This window comes from Chryseobacterium ginsengisoli (assembly GCF_039542325.1).
Classification (GTDB): Bacteria; Bacteroidota; Bacteroidia; order Flavobacteriales; family Weeksellaceae; genus Chryseobacterium; species Chryseobacterium ginsengisoli.
Genome location: NZ_BAABHX010000002.1, coordinates 41,733 through 58,412, shown reverse-complemented (window position 1 = coordinate 58,412; position 16,680 = coordinate 41,733). Strand labels below are relative to the sequence as shown.

At 34.9% G+C, this 16,680-nt stretch carries 15 protein-coding genes; 12 read left to right on the top strand and 3 right to left on the bottom strand.

The features are described from left to right. Nucleotides 1–57: 57 nt before the first annotated feature. Nucleotides 58–2,289, bottom strand: coding sequence for a TonB-dependent receptor (locus ABD940_RS05295; protein ID WP_345200795.1), 2,232 nt, complete (start codon nt 2,287–2,289; stop codon nt 58–60). 292 nt (nt 2,290–2,581) lie between these two features. Then, complete coding sequence (locus ABD940_RS05290; protein ID WP_345200794.1) at nt 2,582–4,063, bottom strand: aminotransferase-like domain-containing protein; 1,482 nt, start codon at nt 4,061–4,063, stop codon at nt 2,582–2,584. A 65-nt stretch (nt 4,064–4,128) separates the two neighbouring features. Here ABD940_RS05290 and ABD940_RS05285 point away from each other — a divergent pair, with 65 nt between their 5' ends. The 6 genes from ABD940_RS05285 to ABD940_RS05260 all read left to right on the top strand — a co-directional run bounded on the left by ABD940_RS05285 (nt 4,129) and on the right by ABD940_RS05260 (nt 9,489). Next, nucleotides 4,129–4,755, top strand: a complete 627-nt coding sequence (locus ABD940_RS05285) for a hypothetical protein (RefSeq protein WP_345200793.1) — start codon at nt 4,129–4,131, stop codon at nt 4,753–4,755. Further along, nucleotides 4,745–5,854 (top strand): aminotransferase class I/II-fold pyridoxal phosphate-dependent enzyme, encoded by a 1,110-nt coding sequence (locus ABD940_RS05280; RefSeq protein WP_345200791.1) that lies wholly within the window; start codon nt 4,745–4,747, stop codon nt 5,852–5,854. The genes ABD940_RS05285 and ABD940_RS05280 overlap by 11 nt, the downstream gene beginning before the upstream one ends. Nucleotides 5,855–5,969: 115 nt before the next feature. Beyond that, nucleotides 5,970–6,623, top strand: coding sequence for a dethiobiotin synthase (bioD, locus tag ABD940_RS05275; protein ID WP_345200790.1), 654 nt, complete (start codon nt 5,970–5,972; stop codon nt 6,621–6,623). After that, the gene (gene bioB / locus ABD940_RS05270; RefSeq protein ID WP_345200788.1) at nt 6,620–7,636 is read left to right on the top strand and encodes a biotin synthase BioB; all 1,017 of its coding nucleotides are present in this window, start codon (nt 6,620–6,622) and stop codon (nt 7,634–7,636) included. The genes bioD and bioB overlap by 4 nt, the downstream gene beginning before the upstream one ends. A gap of 11 nt (nt 7,637–7,647) precedes the next feature. Continuing rightward, nucleotides 7,648–8,919 (top strand): adenosylmethionine--8-amino-7-oxononanoate transaminase, encoded by a 1,272-nt coding sequence (gene bioA, locus ABD940_RS05265; protein WP_345200787.1) that lies wholly within the window; start codon nt 7,648–7,650, stop codon nt 8,917–8,919. A gap of 33 nt (nt 8,920–8,952) precedes the next feature. Continuing rightward, nucleotides 8,953–9,489, top strand: coding sequence for a GNAT family N-acetyltransferase (locus ABD940_RS05260; RefSeq protein WP_345200786.1), 537 nt, complete (start codon nt 8,953–8,955; stop codon nt 9,487–9,489). A 34-nt stretch (nt 9,490–9,523) separates the two neighbouring features. Here the strand turns inward: ABD940_RS05260 and ABD940_RS05255 are convergent, their stop codons facing one another. Further along, a complete protein-coding gene (locus ABD940_RS05255) occupies nt 9,524–10,420 on the bottom strand; it encodes a helix-turn-helix domain-containing protein (protein WP_345200784.1) in 897 nt (298 codons plus the stop codon). A gap of 393 nt (nt 10,421–10,813) precedes the next feature. Between ABD940_RS05255 and ABD940_RS05250 the strand changes: the two genes are divergently transcribed. The 6 genes from ABD940_RS05250 (at nt 10,814) to ABD940_RS05225 (ending at nt 16,612) form a co-directional block, all read left to right on the top strand. After that, entirely contained in the window at nt 10,814–11,797 is a 984-nt protein-coding gene (locus ABD940_RS05250; protein WP_345200783.1) for an aldo/keto reductase, read from the top strand. A gap of 7 nt (nt 11,798–11,804) precedes the next feature. Then, nucleotides 11,805–12,380 (top strand): NAD(P)H-binding protein, encoded by a 576-nt coding sequence (locus ABD940_RS05245; protein WP_345200781.1) that lies wholly within the window; start codon nt 11,805–11,807, stop codon nt 12,378–12,380. Between the two features lie 345 nt (nt 12,381–12,725). After that, nucleotides 12,726–13,655: a helix-turn-helix domain-containing protein gene (locus ABD940_RS05240; protein ID WP_345200780.1), complete on the top strand. Its 930-nt coding sequence runs from the start codon at nt 12,726–12,728 to the stop codon at nt 13,653–13,655. A 243-nt stretch (nt 13,656–13,898) separates the two neighbouring features. Beyond that, on the top strand, nt 13,899–14,639 hold the full coding sequence (locus ABD940_RS05235) for an SDR family oxidoreductase (protein ID WP_345200779.1): 741 nt from the start codon (nt 13,899–13,901) through the stop codon (nt 14,637–14,639). A gap of 325 nt (nt 14,640–14,964) precedes the next feature. Next, entirely contained in the window at nt 14,965–15,720 is a 756-nt protein-coding gene (locus tag ABD940_RS05230; protein ID WP_345200778.1) for an SDR family oxidoreductase, read from the top strand. A 169-nt stretch (nt 15,721–15,889) separates the two neighbouring features. Next, complete coding sequence (locus tag ABD940_RS05225) at nt 15,890–16,612, top strand: SDR family oxidoreductase (protein WP_345200777.1); 723 nt, start codon at nt 15,890–15,892, stop codon at nt 16,610–16,612. Nucleotides 16,613–16,680 lie beyond the last annotated feature (68 nt).

Sequence of the window (16,680 nt, the reverse complement as noted above, 5' to 3'; positions counted from 1 at the left end):
TGAGGCTTAGATTAAGATTTATTGTATGAAATTACTCTTAGCCTCAATCTTAAAATATTAATAATTTATCGTGTATCCTACAGAAAATGTAGTTCCTCGACCTTGATAAGCAAAGGCTTTTTGAGGCGCACCGTAGAAAAATACGGAACGTTGTCCCCAAATGGTCGTGTATTGTTTGTTGAAGATATTTTGAACTCCAAAATTAATTACACCTTTGTTCAATTTTACATCTCCAACCAAGTCAAATAGGGTATAACCTGTGATTTTCATGTCTGCTAAATCAGTGTAATTCATAGAATTCTGCATTTGAAGTCTCAATGAAAATCTTTTTGCGTTCCATCCTGTGAAAACCATAAATTTTGATGGATTCGTGGTGTAAACCGACTGATTCTGCCAACCTTTGTCAACTGTTTCCGTCTCAGACTGCATCAATAAAACATTTCCTCCTAATTCTAAACCCTGTGTAAATCTGTAACTTAAAGCCCCTTCAAAACCATAATTTCTCAATTTTTGATCAAGCAAAGAAATAGTGAAAGCCGCATTATCAATTTTCAAAGTTTTATTGGAAAGTGCGTAGAAAACTGATCCCTGAAGAGAAAGTCCTTCTTCCGAAGTTCGGTTGTGTCTGAAACCAAGCTCCATTTGATCGGTTTTAATTCCGCTTAATGGTTGTTCTGCGATATTCATACTGTTTAGCAAATCCCAACGGTTGTTATTTAATTGATATTTACCAAAACCGTAAGATTTTGCAGCATCAGGAACGGCGAATCCTTGGGAAAAATTTAACCAAGTTTGCCAAGATAGGTTAAATTTATACAGCAAGCTTGCATTCAGCAAAGTGACATCGTAATTGTTTTTACCACCTTTCACCACATCTGCTGAATTTCCATAACCGAAATGCATGTAAACCTGTTCTTTAAATCCAACAAAATCATCCAACTTTACATTAATGAATTGTTGACGAATACCTCCGGAAAGCGTCAATTTATCCGTAATATTCCAATCTGCCTGAATAAAACCGGAAAGGGTAGACGTTTTCGTATCCGGATATCTTCCCACAAAAGCATCGGTCTGATTCACCAAACCTCCTGTTTCTGAACTTTTTTGAGGATTAAAAATCGCCTGATCGCCGTTAAAACTTTCAAGATCTCCATCAATTCCGTACGTGAAATTGAATGAATTCCAATTTTTATTTAAAACCAATTTTGCTCCGTAAGCATTCGTGTTTCCTCTCGCCGAAGAAAGGAAAACCGGAAGGGTAATTCCAGCCGGAGGTTTCGGAACTTCCGCAAAAGATGCCCCAAAATCAACTTCCTCACGTCTTCCGTAAGCTTGTAAAATTAAATTTTGTCCGCCCCAAATATTTCTCGCACTGTACTGAAGATTAGCCATAAAACGCTCCGTTCTTGGAACAATATCGGAATCTGCACCGTCTAATACATTGATCAGATCAGGATTTTTTGTCGTAAATCCGACAAAATTCTGCCCGAAAGACAACCATTTTTTATTTCTGACTTTTGAATTATAATATTGTAAATCAACATTTAAATCTTGATTTGGAGCCAGTTTCGCACTGATTCCTCCCAATAAATCAATCGATCTGTTGTACTGAAAATCTGCCTGTTTTACATCGGTGATAATTTGATCGCCATTTGCATCAAATGCACCCTCGTTTTGTGTAAAAGCAGCTCCCAATCTGAACTTTACTTTATCGCTTCCGCCTTCGATGGACTGGGCAATTCTTTTATCCAAATCATCTTTGTGAAAACCTGATTTTAAACCAACTGAAGTTTCAAAAGCAAGTTTATTTGAGGCCGGTTTTTTCGTGATAATATTGATAATTCCTCCCGTAGAATCGCCTCCGTAAATAGAAGAAGCTCCGGAAAGCACCTCGATTCTTTCGATGTTAAAAGGATCGATGGCATCAAACTGTCGGCTCGTTGCTCTGGTACTGTTTAGGGAAATTCCGTTGATCATCACCAAAACGTTTCTGCCACGCATATTTTGGGCATAATTTGTTCGTCCCTGATTACCAAAATCAAATCCGGGAATCATATTTCCCAACACTTCCTTCAATCCTGCACCGCCTCGAATCTGGGTCTGAAGTTCCTTTTGGCCGATCACCCAAACCGTTCCGGGAATATCGCTGATCTGCTTTGGAGCACGGGAAGACACCATGATAATTTCGTTAATTTCCTTAGTGTTAATGCTGTCTTTTTGAGTTTGCGCGGAAGTATTTGCGGCTATAGTTGCCAGCAAAAAAATTGAAAGTGCATATTGCTTTTTCATTTATTTAGAATAATTAAAAATAGTGATGTAAATATAAATCAATCTTATCTGAGTTTTCAAAATGATATTTGTCATATAATTCTAATCAGAGTGAATAGAGTTGTAATTAACATAGAGTTAATAGGCTAATGCAAACGATTAACCTTAATTACAGATTGATTTAAGCAAGTCTCAAACTGATAAAATTAAATTGAAATCAGAATAGATTTTTAACGAAAATGTAATATTTAGACTTTAAGTTTTAATGAAAAAGAAGAATTTTTGACCAAAATAAAATCCCCAAAATTGACAGCTAGGAGATCATTTTTACAGTTTTTGAAAAAATATCGACAGATTTATCCATTTCTTCAAAATTTAAATTTCCAAAACCTAAGCGCATCGCCGTGAGATTTTTGTTTTGATAAAGTAACGTTTTGGGAATGAAGACATTATTTTTAGCACATTCACGGCTGAGTTGCATCAGATTAATCGGGATTTTCCATTCTGACCAAATTGCCAAACCGCCCGAAGGTTTCTGAAAATCAATTAATTTCCCTAAATATTCTTCTAACAATAAAGAAAAATGATCTCGTCTTTCCTGATAAATTTTCAAGGATTTCTTTAAATATCGGTTGATTTCTCCTTCCGCAATCATTTCGCCTAAAACATGTTCCATCAAAACATCACCTTGCCTGTCAATAATTCCCAAGTATTTTCGCATTTCAATCATTAGATTTTCGGGAGCAACGATAAATCCGGTACGAAAACCAGGAGCAAGAGACTTTCCAAAAGATCCGATATAAACAACCATTCCGTTGGTGTCGGCACTTGCAAGAGGAAGAATCGGACTTTTTTCATAGTGAAAATCGTAGTCGTAATCGTCCTCTAAAATGATAAAACCGAATTCGGTGGCAAGATTTAAAAGCTCTAATCGTCGTTGTGCACTTAATGTAACCGTCGTTGGATAGTGGTGATGTGGTGTAAGATACAGCATTCTGATCTTTTGTTTTTCACATAATTTACGGACTTCTTCTACATTAATTCCTTCACTATCAATCGGAATAGATTGAATTTTCACGCCTGCTTTCTGGAAAATCATATTAACTGAAAAGTAGCTTAATTCACCAACTAAAACAGTATCTCCTGCAGATAAAAGAATTTCAGAAACAATATAAATGCTCATTTCCGTACTTCTTGTGATCAAAAGATTATTCTTTGAAATGGGTAATCCTCTTGATAAATTCAAATATTTCGAAAGATTTTGTTTGAAAAATTCACTTCCGTCTTGATTGTATTGTCCGATTTTATGAGCTTTTCTTTTTAAAATAGAACTGTAAATTCTGGAATGCTGATCGATTTGAGTTAAACGAATATCGGGAATTCCATCGTTGAAAATATATTCGCAATTGGAATATTCGAAAGGATTATCTAAAATATTTGACATTTTGAAGGAAAATCCGGTCTTTTTTGGATAATTTTCGAGATGCCTTTTCTCAAAATTTTTAATTTCTAAAGGTTTGTCCTGATCTTTTCCAATAACGAAAGTTCCTTTGTTGGGAAGACTTTCTACCCAACCCTGCGCAAATAATTCATCATAAACTGAAACAATCGTATTTCTATGAACCTCCAAAATCTGACTTAAAGCTCTCGTTCCAGGAAGTTTTGTTCCGAAAGGCAAAAAACCACGTTGTATCGCATTAATCAACTGATTTGAAATTTGCATGTAAATAGAAACCTCAGAATTTCTATCGATTTTAATGAAACTTTGATAAGGAATTTCAACCGGACTATCCATAATCTTAAAACTGGCACCATTCAACCATCCGGCAATATACTACTTTTGAACCAAAACAAAAAAGAATGGAATTTTACAATCTTTTAGATAAAATTGTTCAGCATAATGAAAATCATGCAAAATGGCTGAACACACTTTCATTCATGGAAAATGCCGGAGCGCGAAAGATTTCTGCGTGTGAGCATCCGACGAAAGTTAGTTTGATTCAATTAAAACATGCTACAGAAGAGCATCGTCATGCTTTTTATCTGAAAAAACAAATCGGAAAAATTGATTCGGAATTATGCAAAACTTATGAAAGTAATGAGCTTCTAGCTTCTATTGCAACTCGACAATATCTTAATTCTCTTGATATTAAGGCTTGTAAATATCTTCAGCAACATTTTAAACTTAATAAAGAAGGGTTAAAATATGCAGCCTATCTTTTTGTGACTTATGCCATTGAAGTTCGTGCCGATGAATTGTATCCTGTTTATCAGGATATTCTGACAAAAACTTCGTCAAAAATCATGGTTAAGTCAATTATTCTGGAAGAAGAAGGGCATTTGGAGGAAATGATTAATCAATTGGATGAATTTTCAGAAGATTGGAAAGTTCATGCTGAAGTTATTTTAAATATAGAAAAAGAACTTCACGAACAATGGATCAATGCAATTTCTAAAGATGTTTTGCAATTAAATTATGCTGAATAAATTTCATCATTTTCAGGAAGCTTTAGAAAAAAGAGAAAAAAATGGAACATTAAGAATTTTAAAGCAAAATCAGGAAGGAATAGATTTTTATTCTAATGACTATTTGGGATTAGCAAGAAATAAAAATTTCCAAGATTTAATATTAAAAAAAGTCACAGAAAATCCAGAATTATTGAAAGGAAGTACCGGTTCAAGATTAATAAGCGGAAATAGTTTTGTTGTTATTGAAACCGAAGAATTTATTGCTAAAGAACATCAATATGAATCTGCATTGCTTTTTCCTTCCGGTTATAATGCCAATCTAGCTTTGTTTTCAACACTTCCGACTCGTCATGATACAATTATTGTGGATGAACAAATTCATCGTTCTGTGCATGATGCGTGCAAAATGTCGAATGCTAAAAAATTGAAATTCAAGCATAATGATGTTGAGGATTTGGAAAGAATTTTAAAAAAGCAAAACGGACTTTGTTACGTTGCCATTGAAAGTTTGTATTCGATGGATGGAGATATTGCTCCCATTAATGAAATTGTTGAAATCGTAGAAAAATATAATGCGAATTTGATTATAGATGAAGCTCATGCTTTTGGCGTTTTTGGATATGGTTTGGTTAATAAATTTCAACTGCAGAATAAAGTTTTAGCAACGGTCATTACTTACGGAAAGGCTTTGGGAACTCACGGGGCATCGGTTTTAACGAATGATTTAATTAAGTCTTATCTCATCAATTTTGCATCACCTTTTATCTATACAACTTCAGCGCATGATTTTCTCTGGAGGAGTATTAAAGAAGGATATCATTTTTTAAATCAAAACAAAGAATTATCAATCAAGCTTCAGGAAAATATTAAAATTTTTCGTGATCAAAATTTGAAAAATCCCCCTTCTGAAAACAGTCCGATTCAGGCAATTATTATTCCTGATAATCATCAATTGAGAACTTTAAAAGAAACTTTATTTGATAATGAATTTTTGACTTATGCTGTTTTTAGTCCGACTGTGAAAGAAGGAACAGAGAGGTTGAGAATTTGTCTGCATAGTTTTAATAGAGAAGAGGAAATTATTGCCTTGACGAAGATTATCAGAAATTTTATTTAATATAAAAATCAGCATCTGTTTGTCATTCAGTAGGAATCTAAGCAATTATAATTTAAAATAACTCTAAAAACTCTGTCTAGATTCCTACGGAATGACAAACTGGGTGGATAAAAATATGGATATAAAAAAAGTAGAAAAAGAAACAAAAAACTTAGAACAAAAACTCCTTTTCGTAACCGGAATTGGAACCGAAGTAGGAAAAACAGTTTGTTCAGCAGTTTTAACAAAATATTTTAATGCAGACTATTGGAAACCTGTTCAATCCGGAGATTTGGATTTTTCTGATAGTATGAAAATCAAAAACTGGGTCGGAGAAAATACGGTTTGTCACCCTGAAACACATCGTTTTCAATTGGCTGCATCTCCGCATCAATCGGCAAAAGAAGAAGGAATTACGATTGATTTAAATGAATTTAAAATTCCTGAAATTAAAAATAATTTAATCGTAGAAGGAGCAGGAGGATTAATGGTTCCTTTAAATGACCGCAAATTTATTATTGATTTAATTGAAAAATTAAACATTCCTGTTGCTTTGGTGATAAGGAATTATTTAGGTTGTATCAATCATACATTATTGTCGATAATGGCTTTAAATCAAAGAAAAATAAAACTACAATATTTAATTCTTAATGGAAATTTTCCATTTGAAACCGAAAGAATCATTTGTGAAAATATTCAACAGGAAACAAAAATTCTAAGAATTCCAGATATAGAAAACTTAACAAAAGAAAATATAGAAAGTATTACAAAACAATTAGAAAAAATATGAGCGATAAAACAAAATTGAGAAACGATTGGACCAAGCAGGAAATCGAAGAAATTTACAATCTTCCGCTTATTGAATTGATCTATAGGGCAGCAACTGTTCACCGCGAATGGCATAATCCAGAGGAAGTTCAGATGTCAACTTTACTTTCTATAAAAACAGGAGGTTGCCCCGAAGACTGTTCATATTGCGGACAAGCGGCTCGTTATCATACAAATATAAAAGTTCAGGCTTTACTTCCCACCGAACAGGTTATTGAACAGGCTCAAAAGGCAAAAGATAATGGTTCCTCGCGTTTCTGTATGGCTGCGGCTTGGCGGGAAGTGCGTAACAACCGTGATTTCGACCGGGTTATCGATATGGTAAAAGGGGTAAATGATTTGGGAATGGAGGTTTGCTGTACATTAGGAATGTTGACGGAAGAACAGGCAATTCGTCTTCAGGAAGCAGGTTTGTACGCTTACAACCACAATTTGGATACTTCAGAACAATATTATGAAGAAATTATTTCTACGAGAACTTTCGACAATAGAATTAATACCATAAATAATGTAAGAAAAGCCGGAATTACGGTTTGTTCAGGAGGAATTATCGGTCTTGGAGAAACGCACGGAGACAGAATTTCTATGCTTTTAACATTATCAACAATGCCAAAACATCCTGAGTCTGTTCCGATCAACGCATTGGCCAGAGTAGCAGGAACTCCGCTTCAGGACAACGAAAAAACGAATACGTGGGAAATGGTAAGAATGATCGCCACAGCAAGAATTATTATGCCTTCTTCGATGGTTCGATTGAGCGCCGGAAGAATTGAAATGACTGAATTTGAGCAAGGTTGGTGTTTTATGGCAGGAGCCAATTCGATCTTCACGGGAGAAAGAGAAACCCTTTTGGTAACACCAAATCCGGGAGTTTCGGAAGATATGCAAATGCTGCAGACTTTAGGATTGAAACCAATGAAAGGGAAATCAGAAAAAGCAATGGAGCAATTTGAAACGTGGAATGCTAACGTATAGTTTCTAAAAATATGACTTTACAAGAACGCGACAGAGCCGTCAACTGGCATCCTTACACGCAAATGAAAACGGCAGAAGATGCAGTTCCAATCGTGAAAGGAAAGGGAATTTATCTTTTTGATGACGAAGGAAAAGAATACATTGATGCGGTTTCTTCGTGGTGGGTGACGCTTCACGGACACGCAAATCTGTACATTGCACAACGAGTTTCGGAGCAGTTGAATACCTTGGAACAGGTTATTTTTGCAGGTTTTACGCATGAACCAGCCATTCAGCTTTCTGAAAATTTATTGAAACTTTTGCCGGATAATCATGAGAAAGTTTTCTATTCCGATAACGGTTCGACCGCGGTGGAAGTTGCCTTGAAAATGTGCATTCAATATTGGCATAATCAAGGGAAGGAAAAGACAAAAATTCTTGCTTTTAAAGATGCTTATCACGGAGATACTTTTGGAGCGATGTCTGTGAGCGGTAGAAGTGTCTGGACAAAACCTTTTGGCGAAATGCTTTTTGAAGTGATTTTCATTGATACACCGACTTCGGAGAATCTTGATAATTTAAAATTTATTATTAAAAATCATTCGGAAGAAATTGCGTGTTTTATCTATGAGCCTCTAATTCAGGGAGCTGCAGGAATGTTGATGCATCAAGCGGAAGATTTATCAGAATTGATGAAATTTTGCAGAGAACAAGGAATTTTAATGATTCAGGATGAAGTTTTTACAGGATTTGGCAGAACAGGAAAATTATTTGCAGCGAATTATCTTTCTGAAAAACCGGATATTATGTGTTTCTCAAAAGGTTTAACGGGCGGAACAATGCCGATGGGAATTACAAGTTCTACTCATCAAATTTTCGAAGCATTTTTGTCGGATGATAAATATAAAACCTTATTTCACGGACATTCTTTTACAGCAAATCCTTTGGCTTGTACGGCAGCTTTGGCGAGTATGGAACTTTTGTTGAAAGAAGAAACTTTAAATAATATTAATTTAATCAGCAAAAAACATTTAAATTTTTCTAAAATATTACAGCAACATCCAAAGGTTGAAAAAGTAAGACAGACAGGAACAATTTTAGCCTGGGAAATTAAAAACAATGAACAAACTTCTTATTTTAATGAAATTGGTAAAATTTTATACAATGAATTTTTAAAAAGAGGAATTATCATGCGCCCTTTGGGAAATGTAATGTATCTCGTTCCGCCATATTGCATTACTTCGCAGGAATTGGATTTTGTTTATACTCAAATTGTAGAGGTTTTGAATCAAATTATAGTTTAAAATCATAATTTTGTCGAGCTTTAAATTAAAATCATGCAACTTTTTACAGAAAGACTACTTTTAAGAAATATTACAATTGATGATAAACAGGCGATTTTCGATTATCGTTCGGATGCAGAAGCTAATAAATTTCAAAGCTGGATTCCTGAAACTTTAGAAGATGTTGAAAGCTTTATTCGAAGAAATAATAACGAATTCAATCAGCCGGAAAGCTGGTATCAGGTTTTAATTACCGATAAAGAAACAAAATCTGTTATCGGAGATATTGGAATTCATTTTTTCGGAAGTGAAAATTTGCAGGTCGAATTGGGAATTACGTTAAATAAATTCTATCATGGAAAAGGCTACGCTTCAGAAGCTTTAAAAGGTATTATTGATTTTCTTTTTAATGATTTAAATAAACACCGAATTATGGCTTCCATCGATCCTGATAATATTGATTCTCTGAAGTTAATGGAGCGAATCGGTTTGCGAAAGGAAGGACACTTCGTGAAAAGCTTATACTGGAAAAATAATTGGGTTGATGATGTAATTTACGCTATACTTCAGGAAGAATGGATTAAAAAATAAAATAAAACCGCTCTTAATGCAGCGGTTTTTATTATTAATTCTGAGTTCTGTAAATATTCGGAGAAACACCAACTTTCTGCTTGAAAAGCCTTGTAAAATGCTGAGGATATTTAAAACCAAGATCATACGCAATTTCACTGATGGATTTATCGATATCAAAAATCATTTCTTTTGCAATATTAATGACCTTCGACTGAATATATTCCTGTGGCGAAGTTCCGGTTTCTCTTTTGATCAAATCTCCGAAATAATTGGCGGAAAGATTCATTTCCTCGGCACACCACGCAACAGACGGAAGCCCGATTTTCTGGGGTTTATCGGAAGAGAAATAATTATTTAAAATACTTTCGAAACGTTCTAAAATTCCTTTATTGGCATTATCTCTGGTGATAAATTGCCGGTCGTAGAAACGAGTGCAATAATTCAGAAATAACTCAATATTCGAAGCAATGAGCGTTTTGCTGTGTTTATCGATATTCTGTTCCAATTCGTCCTGAATTTTAAGAAAACAATCCATCACGATATGCTTTTCTTTTTCGGAAAGATGGAGCGCTTCATTAGAATCATAAGAAAAGAAATTATACTCCTGAATATGTTTTCCCAATAATGTTCCTTTAATAAGATCCGGATGAAAAACCAATGCCCAGCCTTTTGGTGCAACAGTTTCCGGTCTTGCGTGAACCTGCATAATCTGTCCGGGAGCAACGCAAACCAACGTTCCTTCCTGATAATCGTAGGTACTTCTGCCATACCTTAACTCACCGCATTTTAATTCCTTTAAATAAATCGCGTAGAGTCCGAAATTGAACGTTTCTTCGGGCAGAGAATTCGCTTTAGATAAATCCAGAACGCTTACTAAAGGATTTAAAGTTTCTACTCCACGAAGCTTGTTGTAGAAATCGACTGTGTTAATTTTTATAATCTTTTCCATGATTAATCATTTTCCTGATACAAATGTAGGCAATACAACGCATTGGAAATCATTGTAAAACCCCAAACAGTAATTTTGGTAACAAATACAGTAATCGGTATACAAAAGTGATCCTCTAAACTTGCCAACTTTGCATCAGAGAAAGTGAATAATGAATTTTTCTTTGCTAATCACTTTGTTGGAATATCGTAAAGGCGCAAAAGTTTTTTGATAATTATATTGTCGTCTTTAAGGCGCAAGAAAATCAAAAGATTTTCAATAATTAAACGTCATCAATTTTATCGCAGATAAAATCTTTGCGTCTTAAAAAGGTTTAAACATAATCTTTGCGCCTTTGCGATATTCCAACAAAATTACAATTTACATTTATATAATTAACAATTTACAAAATTTATGAAAACAAGAATTTTAGGAAACAGCGGATTAGAGGTTTCAACATTAGGATTAGGTTGTATGGGATTAAGCTTTGGTTACGGTCCTGCAACAGAAAAAAATGAAGCTATCAAATTATTACAAAAAGCATTTGATTTAGGAGTTACATTTTTCGATACAGCCGAAGCTTACGGACCTTTTCACAACGAAGAGTTATTGGGAGAAGCATTGGCTCCGTTCAGAGATAAGGTCGTAATTGCTACTAAATTTGGCTTTAAAAATGCGATTCCAACAGAAGGTGTCGACAGCAGACCGGAACACATTATCGAAGTGGTGGAAGCTTCATTAAAAAGATTAAAAACAGACGTTATCGATCTTTTGTACCAACACAGAACAGATCCGAATGTACCGATTGAAGATGTTGCAGGGACAGTGAAAGATTTAATTCAACAGGGAAAAGTAAAACATTTCGGAATGTCTGAAGCGGGTGTAGAATCGATCAGAAGAGCGCACGCTGTACAACCTTTGACGGCTTTACAAAGTGAATATTCTCTTTGGTGGAGAGAACCGGAAAAAGAAATCTTACCGACTTTAGAGGAATTGGGAATTGGTTTCGTACCGTTTAGTCCGCTTGGAAAAGGATTTTTAACGGGAGCAATTAATGAAAACACTCAATTTGGCGAAAATGATTTCAGAAACATCGTTCCGAGATTTACGGAAGAGAACAGAAAGGCAAATTTGGCTTTGGTTGAATTAATCCAGAAGATTGCTACTGAGAAAAATGCTTCTCCGGCACAGATTGCTTTGGCTTGGCTATTGGCTCAAAAACCGTGGATCGCACCTATTCCAGGGACGACAAAAATCCATCGTTTAGAAGAAAATATCGGAGCTGTGAATGTAGAATTAACTGCAGAAGATCTGCAAAATATCGAAGAATCCGCCTCAAAAATTACTATAACGGGCGAAAGATATCCTAAACTTTTCCAGGAAAGGGTAGGAAAATAAACTAAATATGAGAAATGTATTAATAATTGGCGCTACAGGAAGTCTTGCCCAATATGTGATCGAAGCAGTGAAACCTCTGGAAAATATTGAGTTGACACTGTTTATGAGAAACAAAAACAGGCTTCCAAAATATCTTTCCGATAATTGTAAAATTGTTGAAGGTGACGCTTTAAATTATGAAGATGTAAAAATTGCCATTAAAAATCAGGATTTGGTTTATATTAATCTTGACGGTGACTTGGAAAAGATGTCTAAAAATATCGTAAAGGCCATGAAAGAGGAACATGTCGAAAGAGTAATTGCCATCAGTTCGATTGGAATTTACGGTAAACCTTTGAGACCGGTTTTAGAACCTTACAGAAAACTGGCAGACAATATTGAAAGTTCGGGGCTGCAATACACTATTTTGCGTCCGGATTGGTTTACCCATACCGATGAGGTTGATTATACAATCACTGCAAAAGGTTCTCCGGAAACCGGTTCAGCGATTTCCAGAAGAAGTATTGCCGATTTTGTTTCAAAACTGATTAATTATCCGAATTTATACATTAATGAAAATTTAGGAATCAGCAAACCTGCATGATTATAATTGTGAATGGTGAATTTTACTTCGTAAATCAATAGTTAATTTTTTTGATTGATAAGTAAAATTCACCATTCATATTTTTGTTGGTAAATCGCAAAGGCGCAAAGATTTATACTTTAAATTACATTTTTAAAACGCAAGGATTTTATCTTCGATAAAATTGAATGACGCATGTCACACTGAGCCTGTCGAAGTGTTCTTGCGCCTTAAAAACAGCATGAATATCAAAAATCTTTGCGCCTTTGCGTTTTTCCAACAAATCCAAACAAAAAAAATTGACAAGCAAAGCGAATTCACAATTCACTTTTTCACTTTTTCACTTTAAAATACTATTTTTATTTCATGGAAAATGCCAATTTCGAATCCAATTCTTTATTTGAATTATATAAACATCTGAATCTTCCTGTCAATCTCATCGATACAGCGGAAGGTTTTTCGATTTTTAATTTAAAAGAGATCGGATTTGAACTTCCATACCGGTCAACGCCGTATCGTCCAAATTTTTTCTCATTCTTATTTATAAAAGATGGCGCGGGAAATTATACAATCGATGATTATTCCTTTGAAGTGAAGCCCAATTCGGTATATTTTACAAACCCGAGTAATTACAGGACATTTTGCTGGGAAAAAATTGAAGAGATTTATTTAATAACGTTTGATGAGGTTTTTCTTAAAAAACATATCAATAAAGAAGTTTTTGAAACATTTCCCTTTCTTTTAACGGAAACGGTAAAGCCAAAAATCGTAACCGATGAATTTTATGAAATCATAGAAAGAATTTACCTTCAGATTTTAGCCGAATATACAGGAACTTATCATTACAAATACAAAATTATCGGACATCTTCTGGCGGTTTTATTTTACAAGATTAAAGAATATTTTTGGCAGGATTACAACCCGATTTACGAAGGAAACCGAAGTTCTCAGATTGTAAAATCTTTTAAGCAACTATTGGAAAAACATTATCGTGATTTAAGTTCAAATAAAATAGATACCGTTTTTCGTGTTCAGGATTATGCTAATGCTCAGAATCTTCATCCTAATTATCTAAGCAACGTCATAAAATCTAAAACTGGAAAGCCCATTGCAACTTGGATTGCAGAAAAAACCATTTCCGAAGCCAAGGCTTTATTGCAGAATACTTCGATTTCTATCAAAGAAATTACTTTTAAACTGGGTTTTTCAGAGGCGGCGCATTTTAGTAATTATTTTAAAAAGCATACGAAAACAACACCGGCACAATACCGTAAAGATGTTTCTGAAAGCAGATAATTCTAATCAATTATTAAAATTTCATTTAGTTTTATTTCCAACGTTTGTCATCCTGAAAGGATCCAAGCCACAGTATTAGAAAACAAAATGAAAAGATCCGTATCTAGATCCTTTCAGGATGACAAACTTTGCAGAAATTTTTCATTCATATTTAAAATTTGCAACTAATGCTTTAGAATTTGCAATAAAACCGGTCTGCACTCGCCCTACCTTTGTCATGTAAAATTAAAACAATCAAAAAACATGAACAATTTATCAAACAAAGTAATCCTTGTAACAGGAGCTTCAAAAGGAATCGGTGCAGAAGTAGCTAAAAAATTGGCGGAAGCCGGAGCAAAAGTAATCGTCAACTTCGCAGGAAGCAAAGCGGATGCAGACAACGTGGTAGAAATCATCAAAAATAATGGAGGAGAAGCCATCGCTGTTCAGGCAGACGTAAGCAAATCAGAAGATGTGAAAAATCTTTTTGATCAATCCATCGCACATTTCGGAAAAATAGATGTATTGGTCAACAATGCCGGAGTCATGATTACAAAAACCATTCAGGAAACAACGGATGAAGATTTTGACCGCCATTTTGATATCAATGTGAAAGGCGTTTTCAATACGCTTAGAGAAGCGGCTACAAAATTAGCAGACAATGGAAGTATCATTAATTTTTCAACTTCCGTCAACAGATTAATACTTCCAGGTTACGGAACATATGTGGCGACAAAATCAGCCGTAGAACAATTAACGAGAGTTTTTTCGAAGGAAATCGGACACCGTGGAATTAATGTAAATTCAGTTTCGCCCGGTCCGACGGCAACGGCTTTATTTTTAAATGGAAAATCTCAGGAAACCATCGACAAACTGGCATCATTAAACCCTTTCGGAAGAATCGCAGAAACAGATGATATCGCCAATGTTGTCGTTTTCTTAGCGAGTGACGAAGCAAAATGGATCAACGCACAAAATATCGGTGTCAACGGCGGAATGGCTTAAATAAAGGTAATAATTAATTATTGCTGATCTTAAAATCAAACTTGTTTAAACTTTTTATTAGGCGCTTTTTCCTGCTTTCCACTATATCTTTTTAGTTACGGCTCCGCTTCGCTCCGCCGCAACCAAAAAGGATGTCGTTTCAATCAGGGCTAAGTTTTCGGTATATCTTTAAAACATTAGTCAAAACTTACAAAGTTTAAACAAATTCTTCATTAACAATTTAATTAAATCAAAAAAATCCAACAGTCAATTTTGTGTGGAAAGGACAAATATTGTCAAAAATAACTGACAATTCATGATTCACAACTTAAAAAATAATTCAATTATGAAAAATAATTTACACGGCAAAACAGCCTTAATTACAGGCTCAGCCAGAGGTTTAGGAAAAGCAATTGCAGAACGGTATGCTGCATTGGGAGCGAATATTGTGATCAATTATTCAAGAGATAAAACTTCCGCAGATGAGGTCGTTTCAAATATTCAGGCGATGAATGTCGGTGTTATTGCAGTTCAGGCGGATGTGAGCAAGGTTGCGGATATTGAAAAGCTATTTAATGAAGCAAAAAATGCTTTCGGAAAAATAGATATTATCGTTGCCAACGCAGGAATCGAGATGGTAGAAACTCCGGTGACAGAATTTACGGAAGAGCAATTCGACCGTTTATTCAGTATCAATACAAAAGGCGCTTATTTTACGATGCAACAGGCTGCAAAAAATATAGAAGATAACGGAAGAATTATTTACATCGCATCGAGTACAACCGCTTTTCCGATTCCGGGAATGGCAGTTTACGGAGGAAGTAAAACGACTCCAAGATACATGGTAGACGTGCTTTCTAAAGAAATCGGGCATCGTGGGGTTACGGTAAATTCCATCATTCCTTTTGCGGTGGCTCATTCAGGGATTTTCGCAGAGGAAAACAGTTATCCAGAATTAAGAAAATCATTAATTGACAGTTGTCCAATGGGGAGATTAGCTGAAGTGGAAGACGTTGCCAATATTGCAGAATTCTTTGCAAGTGATCTTTCTTCTTTCGTGAACGGACAGCATTTGTTGGTGAATGGTGGTGCAAATCAATAAAAAATTAACTTATAAACTTTTATTTCAATATCTACAAAGTTTGTCATTCCGCAGGAATCTAGGCATAATAATAGAAAATGGCATGGAAAAATTCAAGTCTCGATGCTTTATGCTTTTAGCATGACAAATTGAGTGTAAATAAATTCAAACTTAAAATTTTAAATAAAAAATGGAAACACTAGAAAATAAAAAAGTACTCATATTGGGCGCAAGTTCAGGATTAGGATTGGCAACGGCAAAAGCTGCAGCTAATGAAGGTGCAAAAGTTGTTATTGTTTCAAGCAATCAGCAACGAATTGATGACGCTTTACAAGACTTTCCGGAAGGAACTCAAGGGTACGCAATCGATTTAAACAAAGAAGAAAATATTAAACATTTCTTTGAAAATATCGGAAAATTTGATCACTTAGTTTATACAGCAGGTGAAAATTTAAACTTAACCAATCTTTCAGAAACTGATTTGCAACAAGCAAGAACTTTCTTCACACTTCGTTATTGGGGAGCTTTAACGGCTATAAAATATGCAACTCAAAATATTAATGAAGGCGGTTCTATTAACTTAATGAGCGGAACTGCAAGTCAGAGACCGGGCGCAGGTTGGGCATTGGCTTCAAGTATTTGCGGTGCGATGGATGGTTTGTGCAGAGCAATGGCTGTGGAATTGGCGCCGATCAGGGTGAATGCAGTTTCTGCAGGTGTTATTAAAACGAATTTATGGAACGGAATGCAGGAAGATCAAAGAAATGAATTTTACAAAAATGTTGGCGATTCATTATTGGTAAAAAGGGTAGGAAAGGCGGAAGAAATCGCTCAGACATTCGTTTTCCTGATGAAGCAGACTTTTGCAACCGGACAAATTATTACGATTGACGGCGGTGCGGTTTTGGTTTAATTAAAATTATTTTGACTTATCCTTAATTTTATAAATTTCTATAAAAGTCTGTAATTTTTTCTAATTAC

Excerpts from the sequence above, each read along its gene's own strand:
- ABD940_RS05295 (WP_345200795.1), bottom strand. The coding sequence starts at position 2,289 with ATGAAAAAGCAATATGCACTTTCAATTTTTTTGCTGGCAACTATAGCC.
- ABD940_RS05290 (WP_345200794.1), bottom strand. The coding sequence starts at position 4,063 with ATGGATAGTCCGGTTGAAATTCCTTATCAAAGTTTCATTAAAATCGAT.
- ABD940_RS05285 (WP_345200793.1), top strand. The coding sequence starts at position 4,129 with ATGGAATTTTACAATCTTTTAGATAAAATTGTTCAGCATAATGAAAAT.
- ABD940_RS05280 (WP_345200791.1), top strand. The coding sequence starts at position 4,745 with ATGCTGAATAAATTTCATCATTTTCAGGAAGCTTTAGAAAAAAGAGAA.
- bioD (WP_345200790.1), top strand. The coding sequence starts at position 5,970 with ATGGATATAAAAAAAGTAGAAAAAGAAACAAAAAACTTAGAACAAAAA.
- bioB (WP_345200788.1), top strand. The coding sequence starts at position 6,620 with ATGAGCGATAAAACAAAATTGAGAAACGATTGGACCAAGCAGGAAATC.
- bioA (WP_345200787.1), top strand. The coding sequence starts at position 7,648 with ATGACTTTACAAGAACGCGACAGAGCCGTCAACTGGCATCCTTACACG.
- ABD940_RS05260 (WP_345200786.1), top strand. The coding sequence starts at position 8,953 with ATGCAACTTTTTACAGAAAGACTACTTTTAAGAAATATTACAATTGAT.
- ABD940_RS05255 (WP_345200784.1), bottom strand. The coding sequence starts at position 10,420 with ATGGAAAAGATTATAAAAATTAACACAGTCGATTTCTACAACAAGCTT.
- ABD940_RS05250 (WP_345200783.1), top strand. The coding sequence starts at position 10,814 with ATGAAAACAAGAATTTTAGGAAACAGCGGATTAGAGGTTTCAACATTA.
- ABD940_RS05245 (WP_345200781.1), top strand. The coding sequence starts at position 11,805 with ATGAGAAATGTATTAATAATTGGCGCTACAGGAAGTCTTGCCCAATAT.
- ABD940_RS05240 (WP_345200780.1), top strand. The coding sequence starts at position 12,726 with ATGGAAAATGCCAATTTCGAATCCAATTCTTTATTTGAATTATATAAA.
- ABD940_RS05235 (WP_345200779.1), top strand. The coding sequence starts at position 13,899 with ATGAACAATTTATCAAACAAAGTAATCCTTGTAACAGGAGCTTCAAAA.
- ABD940_RS05230 (WP_345200778.1), top strand. The coding sequence starts at position 14,965 with ATGAAAAATAATTTACACGGCAAAACAGCCTTAATTACAGGCTCAGCC.
- ABD940_RS05225 (WP_345200777.1), top strand. The coding sequence starts at position 15,890 with ATGGAAACACTAGAAAATAAAAAAGTACTCATATTGGGCGCAAGTTCA.